Raw genomic sequence first — 7,192 nt, 5'->3', positions numbered from 1 at the left:
GGGGTGGTGGGGGGGATGTCGAAGGCGGCGAGGAGTCGCTCGCGGGGTGTGAGGTCAGTGCGGTCGAACACGCCGGACAGAACGGCGGGGTCGAACCGGCGCAGGTACTCGGCGACGAGTTCGTCCTTGCCGGTGAAGTGCTGGTAGGCCGTGCGCTTGGACACCTCGGCCACCGCACAAAGCTGGTCCATGCCGGTGCGGTTGATGCCCTGCTCGCGGAACAGCTGCTGGGACGCGCTGAGGATGCGCTCGCGGGCGCCCCGGCCGCGGCGGCGGCCCGTGGGGCCCTTCTCCAACTCCGTCATAGGCCCATGGTACCCGAACTGGGTAACGGCCGGTGTACATAGTTTGCGTCCCGGCCGCCCGCCCCGTACGGTAAGCACACAGGGCGGTGTACATAACACCGTCATCCCAGGTGCGCACGGCACCACCGACCCAAAGGGAACGACTATGGGAAAGCTCGACGGCAAGGTCGCGGTCATCACCGGCGGCACCACCGGCATGGCGCTGGCCGGTGCGAAGCTGTTCGTCGACGAGGGAGCGCACGTCTTCATCACCGGCCGCCGCCAGGACGCCCTGGACGAGGCCGTGAAGCAGATCGGCCGCAACGTCACCGGCGTCCAGGGCGACGCCGCCAACCTGGACGACCTGGACCGCCTGTACGACACCGTCAAGCGGGAGAAGGGCAGCCTTGACGTTCTGTGGGCCAGCGCGGGCGGGGGCGAGCCCGCCGCGCTCGGCGAGATCACCGAGGCCCAGTTCGACACCTGGTTCGGGCTCAACGCCCGCGGCACCCTGTTCACCGTTCAGAAGGCCCTTCCGCTCTTCAACGACGGCGGCTCCATCCTCATGACCGGCTCCAACGCCTCCCTCGGCGCCTTCCCCGGCTGGAGCGTCTACGCCGGCAGCAAGGCCGTCCAGCAGGCCTGGGCCCGCATCTGGCTCAACGAGCTCAAGGACCGCCGCATCCGCGTCAATGTCCTGACCCCCGGCCAGGTCGCCACCGCCAAGCAGGAAGAGCTCTTCGACGAGGCCACCAAGCGCCAGTTCGAGTCCCTCATCCCCCGCGGCCAGATGGGCCGCCCCGACGAGATCGCCACCGCCGCCCTCTTCCTCGCCTCCGACGACTCCAGCTACGTCAACGGCATGGAACTCGTCGCCGACGGCGGCACCACCGCCATCTGAACCGAACAACACACAATCAGGGCAGGACATCTCATGAGCAGCATCAGCATCATCGGCACCGGGAACATGGCCCGCACCATCGGCGCGCGGGCGATAGCGGGCGGCAACACCGTCGAGGTCATGGGCCGCAATCAGTCCAAGGCCGCCGACCTGGCCAAGGCTCTCGGCGGCGGCGCCACGACGGGAGAATGGGGGACCGCCCCGGCCGGGGACATCGTCATCGTGGCCCTGCTGTACGACGGTGTCGTGCCGGCCGTCGCCCAGTACGGAGACGCTCTCGCGGGCAAGGTCATCGTCGACATCAGCAACCCCTTCAATTCCACGTTCGACGGGCTAGCCCACCGCGAGGAGACCTCGAACGCGCAGGAAGTCGCCAAGGCCGCCCCGGCCAGCGCCAGTGTGGTGAAGGCGTTCAACACCGTCTTCCGTCATGTCCTGGAGAAGGGGCGGCCCGACGTCTTCCTCGCCGGCGATAACGCGCAGGCCAAGGCAAGTGTGGAGGCGTTCATCGAGAGCCTCGGGCTGCGCCCGCTGGACGTCGGCGGCCTGAAAATGGCGCACTGGCTGGAAGGAGCGGGCGTGGTCACGGTAGGCCTCGCCAACCACGGAGTGGGGAACCTGAACTTCGCCCTCAGCATCACCGAACTTCCCGCCTGAGCAAACGATTGACGGAGCCTTTTCGGAGCGGCTGCCGATCGGGGGACGGAGCCGGCGTGAGGGCGGGTGCGCGAACAGCAGCCGGACCGGTGATCTTGGCGACGGTTCAGGGCCCCCGTGTCCTGTTGCCGCCGGAACTCACCGCCATCGAGGAACAGGCGCCGCCGGCACTCACCGGTCCGGGCGGGATCCCGCGCCGCTGCGCTACGGCCACGCCGTACGGGCCCGGGCCGGCGCTGGCCGATGGCAACGCTTCTTCTGGACCCGCCCCTGGTTCGGGCTGGGCAAGCCCGTTCCCGGTGGGCTTGCCCATGCTGCAGGCTGGCGGGCGTGGCCAGGCTCGGGAGCCGCGACCGGCTCCTGGTGCTCCTGGCGGGTTGCTTGGACCGGGGGCTGGAGGGTGGGTTGCACGGTTGCGTGCAGGGGTGCACCGAGGGTGGCACCAAATCAGCCCCGGCGTCGCCGCCCGCAACGAGGCAGCCGCCGCGGCCAGACCCCCTCGCGCTCCCAGGGCAAGGCCTGCTCCCACCACCGGGCCACCACCGCATGCGCAAGCGCGAACACCCTCTCCGGCGGCCGTACGGGGAGCAGATGACGATCGTGGGCAGTGGCGGGGTCCACCTCGCTGATCGGTGTGCAGAGGACGGCGATCAGCTCCACGCCATCGCCCATGGGCACCCGTATCGTGCGTTGCACGGTGAACTCGTGGGGGCCTGGGGCGACTCCTTGGAGCTGCCTGGTCTGCAGCCGCCGGGACAGCAGCCGGCGGATACCGGTCATTGCTCGTCCTTCGATTCAGGCGCGGGGTGGGGGTGGCAGGGCCGGCCGTTGGGCGGTGACGGCGTCACGCAGCTGTTCCAGCGCCGGTAGCGCGGCTGCCAGGGCTCGACGGTCTGCGGCGGGCAGGGTCGCGGCCGCGTCGGCGACCAACGCGGCGCCGGCGCGGTCGAAGCGTTCGAAGGTTCTCGGCCCCGCGCGCTGCGGCCGGCAGCGCACGCCGCAGCCGTGGATGACGGCGGCCAGCCGTCCGGGGTCGAGGTCGCTCATCGGCCGTCGCTCGGCGGGGTCAGTGACGGGGGCTTGTTGAGCCCGTCCGGTTGAAGACGGCCGCCCGCTTGCAGGAGGCGGCAATGTGCCCCGCCGTCCGAGGCGGGTCCAGGTCGACAGGGACGCGTGCGGTGACCCACCACGGGGTCGGCCGTTCCAGTGGGACCGGCCCTTGTACGCATGGTGGAGCCGCACGGGTTTCATGCCGACCACCAGTGGCCGCAACTGCCGGTGTATCGGGGGCGGCCGCACCGGCTGCTGGTGGAAGCGGTGCACGAGGGGTTGGTTCCCCAAGCGTTCCTCACGGGGCATCAGCTCGCGCACACCACGGTGTCCGGCTGGGCCGCAGCATGTCCGTCGACGCCGGCACCGACGATCACGATCGACATCTGAACTCTCCCCACGTCGGGGACGTAGTTTTGGGACAAAACTACTTGCTGTCAAGGGACTCACGCATTCCGTCGGGAGCTTGCGGGCCACACCTCATGGCGGTGGACGACGAGGCGTTGCATTCCGGCGGCACCAAGATCCAGGCGCCGCGAACCGGCGAGGGTGCAACTGCAGGCTGCTGGTCGTCCACGCCGCCGTCGCACGGCGGGAGCAACTCCCTGACCGTCATTCAAAGTTTCGATGAACTTTCGAAAATTATTCATTGACTGCCGCTTCGGGCGGAGCGCATACTCTCGAGCGATCCGAAACCTCCCCGTGCGGAGACGACTCCGTACGGTCACCCCCGTCCACCTGGCACGTCCACACGAACATGCCTGGAATTCGGAAAGCACAGGTGGCAGCGATCATCGCGGACGTGTGTGCACGTTCCCGACTCTCGCTGCTGCCACGGCCCGGCCTGCCGCTTGAACACCCAGATCAGCGTACGTGCAGGGCTTTCGACGTCCAACAGACCATTAATTTGCGCAACTTTTCGTAATGTGTCAATGACGACAGATCAGGAAGTCCCCACGATGACGAGGAAGACACGCAGCGCGATGGCTGCCGCGATCGGTTTGGGTATCGCGCTGGCTGCCACTGGTTGCGCCGGCAGCGGCGACACCGGCAGCAAGGGTGGTTCGTCCGGCGGCAAGGTCACTTTGAGCTTCTGGGAGAACGCGCAGCCCGGGCCTGGTGAGGAGTACTGGAAGGCCGCCGTGAAGGAGTACCACTCGCTGCATCCGAACGTCACGATCAAGATCCAGGCGATCCAGAACGAGGACTTCGACGGCAAGTTGCAGACCGCGCTCAACTCGGGCTCCGCGCCGGACATCTTCCTGCAGCGCGGTGGCGGCAAGATGCAGGCCATGGTCGACGCCGGTCAGCTTCAGGAGCTGAACCTCACCGCCACGGACAAGGCGAACGCGGGCGCGGCGGCGGTCGCGGCCAATTCGATCGACGGCAAGGTTTACGCCATGCCGACCGACACGCAGCCCGAGGGCATCTACTACAGCAAGGACCTGTTCGAGAGGGCCGGCATCACCGCGCCTCCGACGACGATGGACGAGCTCGAGGCCGATGTCGCGAAACTGAAGGCGATCAACGTCGCGCCGATCGCGGTCGGTGCCAAGGACGCCTGGCCGGCCGCGCACTGGTACTACAACTTCGCCCTGCGCGAGTGCAGCCAGGACACCATGACGAAGTCCGCCAAGTCGCTGAAGTTCGACGATCCGTGCTGGACCAAGGCCGGCGAGGACCTGGCGTCGTTCCTGAAGGTCAGCCCCTTCCAGAAGGGCTTCCTGACGACCTCGTCGCAGCAGGGCGCGGGGTCGTCGGCGGGCATGGTCGCGAACCACAAGGCGGCCATGGAGCTGATGGGCACCTGGGAGCCTGGTGTGTACGCCAGCCTGACCGCGGACAAGAAGCCGCTGCCCGACCTGGGCTGGTTCCCCTTCCCTGCCGTGGCCGGTGGCCAGGGCGATCCGACCGCCCTCATGGGCGGCGGCGGCGGATACTCACTGTCCAAGAACGCACCGAAGGAGGCCCTTGGCTTCCTCCAGTTCGTTGTGACCAAGGACCAGCAGAGGGCCTACGCCAAGGCCTTCTACGCGATCCCGGTGAACAAGGACGCCCAGGAGGTCGTCACCGACTCCTACAACATCTCAGCACTGCAGGCCTTCAACAAGGCCGCTTACTCCATGCAGTTCCTTGACACCGTGTACGGCCAGAACGTCGGCAACGCCATGAACACCGCCGTCGTGAATCTGCTGGCCGGCAAGGGCACCGCCGCCGACATCGTCAAGGACACCAACGCTGCCGCCGCGAAGGGCTGAGTAAGCACACGATGAGCAAGACCCTGGGTACTGACACGGCCACCGGCCGCCAGTCGCAGGGCACGCCCGGAGTCGGGGACGCGGCCAGGTCCGGGTCCCCGACTCCGCTGCGAGCGGCCGCGCGCCGCCGCGGGCGTGCCAGGATGCGACTCGAGATCGCGGTCCTGTCCGGGCCGGCGATCATCATGTTCCTGACGTTCGTGATCTTCCCGGTGGCGCTCGCCGCGTTCTACGGCTTCTACCGGTGGAAGGGCTACGGGGCGCCCACCGACTGGGTCGGCCTGAACAACTACAAGCTGATCCTCACCGACCCCGCGTTCCAGCAGGTTCTGTGGCACACCTTGCTGATTCTAGTGCTCTCGCTGGTCATCCAGGCACCGGTGGCGATCGTCCTCGCGCTCCTGCTCAACCAGAAGATCCGTGGCCGCTCGGCCATCCGCGTCCTGATCTTCGTGCCCTACGTCGTCTCCGAGGTCATCGTCGGCGCCGGCTGGAGTCTGATGCTCCAGACCAACGGCGCCCTCAACGACCTCCTGCAGCACATCGGCCTGGGCTCCCTGCAGTCCGACTGGCTCTCCGACCCGAAGCTGGCCATCTGGACGCTGATGGGCATCATCTCGTGGAAGTACATCGGCTTCGCGGTCATCCTCATGCTCGCCGGCCTGCAGTCGATACCCGATGAGCTCTTCGAGGCCGCCCAGATCGACGGCGCCTCCTACTGGCAGATCCAGCGCCGCATCACACTGCCGCTGATGGGGCCGACGATCCGCATCTGGGCGTTCTTGTCAATCATCGGCTCGCTGCAGCTGTTCGATCTCGTCTACATCATCTGGGGCCCCTACATCTCGAGCACCGCGGGCACCTCCACCATGGCGATCTACATGGTCGCCCAGGGCCGCAACGCGGGCAACTTCGGCTACGGCAGCGCCATCGCGGTCGTGATGTTCCTGATCTCGCTCATCGTCGCGCTGGTCTACCAGCGCTTCGTCCTGCGCCGCGACCTCAAGGGCGCCGTCACTGAAGGAGCCGCCCGATGAGCGCGACAACCGCCAACTCCTGGCTCTCCTCCGACGCGGACCCGAACACGCCCATGGGTCGTCGCGACAAGCGTGACAAGCTGCAAAAGTGGGGGAATCCCTTCACTTACTTCGTCGCGCTGCTCTTCATCGCGGTTTGCATCGCACCGGTGCTCTACATCGTGCTCGGCGGATTCCGCACCAACTCCCAGTTCACGACAAGCCCGGCCGCCCTGCCGCACCCCTGGGTGCTCACCAACTACGCCGACGTCCTGACGTCGAGGAGGTTCTGGGGCGAATTCGCCAATTCCGTCATCGTCGCGCTCGTGAGTACCGTCGGCATCGTGGTCCTCGGCCTGATGGTGAGCTTCGTGATAGCGCGCTACGACTTCAAGCTCAAGGGCGCGATGTATTCCCTGTTCGCCGCCGGCCTGATGTTCCCGATGGTCATCGCGATCACCCCGCTGTACATCGTCATCAAGAACATCGGCCTCGTCGACAACCTGTTCGGCATCATTGTCCCGCAGATCGCCTTCGGCCTGCCGACGACCGTCATTATCCTGGTGCCGTTCCTGCGAGCCATTCCCCACGAGATCGAGGAGGCCGCCGCGATCGACGGTGCGAGCCGACTAGGATTCTTCTTCCGCATGGTGATCCCGCTGTCGCTGCCCGGTGTGGTGACGGTCGGCATCCTCGCGTTCATCGGCAGCTGGAACAACTACGTCCTGCCGCTGTACGTCCTCAACTCGGACGCGAACTACACCCTTCCGCTCGGCGTCCAGGCGTTCTCCTCGCAGTACTCCCAGGACACTGCGAAGGTCCTCGCGTTCACCTCACTCGCCATGCTGCCCGCACTCGTCTTCTTCTCGATCTTCGAAAAGCGGATCGTCGGCGGACTCACCGGTGCCGTGAAGGGCTGAAACCGGCGCCAGGACCGCACCGGACCGTTTCACGCCTGCCCCTGCCGTGCCGCGGCAGGGGCAGGCCGCTGACCGGAGGCATCGCTCAGGCCGCGGCACGTCCGCG

General features: G+C 67.1%; 10 protein-coding genes. 7 read left to right on the top strand and 3 right to left on the bottom strand.

Annotated elements, in window-relative coordinates:
* Positions 1 to 305: TetR/AcrR family transcriptional regulator (locus PV341_RS08425; protein WP_500357252.1), on the bottom strand; the 305-nt coding region annotated here is incomplete at its 3' end.
* Between the two features lie 145 nt (positions 306 to 450).
* Between PV341_RS08425 and PV341_RS08420 the strand changes: the two genes are divergently transcribed.
* Positions 451 to 1,185, top strand: a complete 735-nt coding sequence (locus tag PV341_RS08420) for an SDR family NAD(P)-dependent oxidoreductase (RefSeq protein WP_500328759.1) — start codon at positions 451 to 453, stop codon at positions 1,183 to 1,185.
* A gap of 33 nt (positions 1,186 to 1,218) precedes the next feature.
* Entirely contained in the window at positions 1,219 to 1,842 is a 624-nt protein-coding gene (locus PV341_RS08415; RefSeq protein ID WP_500328760.1) for an NADPH-dependent F420 reductase, read from the top strand.
* A gap of 447 nt (positions 1,843 to 2,289) precedes the next feature.
* On the opposite strand, the gene PV341_RS08410 is transcribed toward PV341_RS08415, so the two are convergent.
* Both PV341_RS08410 and PV341_RS08405 read right to left on the bottom strand, forming a co-directional pair.
* Positions 2,290 to 2,622 (bottom strand): hypothetical protein, encoded by a 333-nt coding sequence (locus PV341_RS08410; RefSeq protein ID WP_500357251.1) that lies wholly within the window; start codon positions 2,620 to 2,622, stop codon positions 2,290 to 2,292.
* Between the two features lie 15 nt (positions 2,623 to 2,637).
* Positions 2,638 to 2,889, bottom strand: a complete 252-nt coding sequence (locus PV341_RS08405) for a hypothetical protein (protein WP_500357250.1) — start codon at positions 2,887 to 2,889, stop codon at positions 2,638 to 2,640.
* A 180-nt stretch (positions 2,890 to 3,069) separates the two neighbouring features.
* On the opposite strand from PV341_RS08405, the gene PV341_RS08400 reads away from it, so the two are divergent.
* The 5 genes from PV341_RS08400 to PV341_RS08380 all read left to right on the top strand — a co-directional run bounded on the left by PV341_RS08400 (position 3,070) and on the right by PV341_RS08380 (position 7,086).
* On the top strand, positions 3,070 to 3,282 hold the full coding sequence (locus PV341_RS08400; RefSeq protein WP_500357249.1) for a hypothetical protein: 213 nt from the start codon (positions 3,070 to 3,072) through the stop codon (positions 3,280 to 3,282).
* Positions 3,283 to 3,380: 98 nt separating this feature from the next.
* Complete coding sequence (locus tag PV341_RS08395) at positions 3,381 to 3,545, top strand: hypothetical protein (RefSeq protein ID WP_500357247.1); 165 nt, start codon at positions 3,381 to 3,383, stop codon at positions 3,543 to 3,545.
* Positions 3,546 to 3,875: 330 nt separating this feature from the next.
* Complete coding sequence (locus PV341_RS08390) at positions 3,876 to 5,150, top strand: ABC transporter substrate-binding protein (RefSeq protein WP_500357246.1); 1,275 nt, start codon at positions 3,876 to 3,878, stop codon at positions 5,148 to 5,150.
* Positions 5,151 to 5,293: 143 nt separating this feature from the next.
* Positions 5,294 to 6,187, top strand: coding sequence for a carbohydrate ABC transporter permease (locus tag PV341_RS08385; protein WP_500328765.1), 894 nt, complete (start codon positions 5,294 to 5,296; stop codon positions 6,185 to 6,187).
* A complete protein-coding gene (locus tag PV341_RS08380; RefSeq protein WP_500328766.1) occupies positions 6,184 to 7,086 on the top strand; it encodes a carbohydrate ABC transporter permease in 903 nt (300 codons plus the stop codon). The genes PV341_RS08385 and PV341_RS08380 overlap by 4 nt, the downstream gene beginning before the upstream one ends.
* Positions 7,087 to 7,192 lie beyond the last annotated feature (106 nt).

The organism is Streptomyces sp. PA03-1a (genome assembly GCF_033792805.1).
In the GTDB taxonomy this organism is placed as follows: Bacteria; Actinomycetota; Actinomycetes; order Streptomycetales; family Streptomycetaceae; genus Actinacidiphila.
Note: the sequence above shows the minus strand (reverse complement) of the source record. Positions and strands in the feature narration are given on the sequence as shown.

Excerpts from the sequence above, each read along its gene's own strand:
- PV341_RS08420 (WP_500328759.1), top strand. The coding sequence starts at position 451 with ATGGGAAAGCTCGACGGCAAGGTCGCGGTCATCACCGGCGGCACCACC.
- PV341_RS08415 (WP_500328760.1), top strand. The coding sequence starts at position 1,219 with ATGAGCAGCATCAGCATCATCGGCACCGGGAACATGGCCCGCACCATC.
- PV341_RS08410 (WP_500357251.1), bottom strand. The coding sequence starts at position 2,622 with ATGACCGGTATCCGCCGGCTGCTGTCCCGGCGGCTGCAGACCAGGCAG.
- PV341_RS08405 (WP_500357250.1), bottom strand. The coding sequence starts at position 2,889 with ATGAGCGACCTCGACCCCGGACGGCTGGCCGCCGTCATCCACGGCTGC.
- PV341_RS08400 (WP_500357249.1), top strand. The coding sequence starts at position 3,070 with ATGGTGGAGCCGCACGGGTTTCATGCCGACCACCAGTGGCCGCAACTG.
- PV341_RS08390 (WP_500357246.1), top strand. The coding sequence starts at position 3,876 with ATGGCTGCCGCGATCGGTTTGGGTATCGCGCTGGCTGCCACTGGTTGC.
- PV341_RS08385 (WP_500328765.1), top strand. The coding sequence starts at position 5,294 with ATGCGACTCGAGATCGCGGTCCTGTCCGGGCCGGCGATCATCATGTTC.
- PV341_RS08380 (WP_500328766.1), top strand. The coding sequence starts at position 6,184 with ATGAGCGCGACAACCGCCAACTCCTGGCTCTCCTCCGACGCGGACCCG.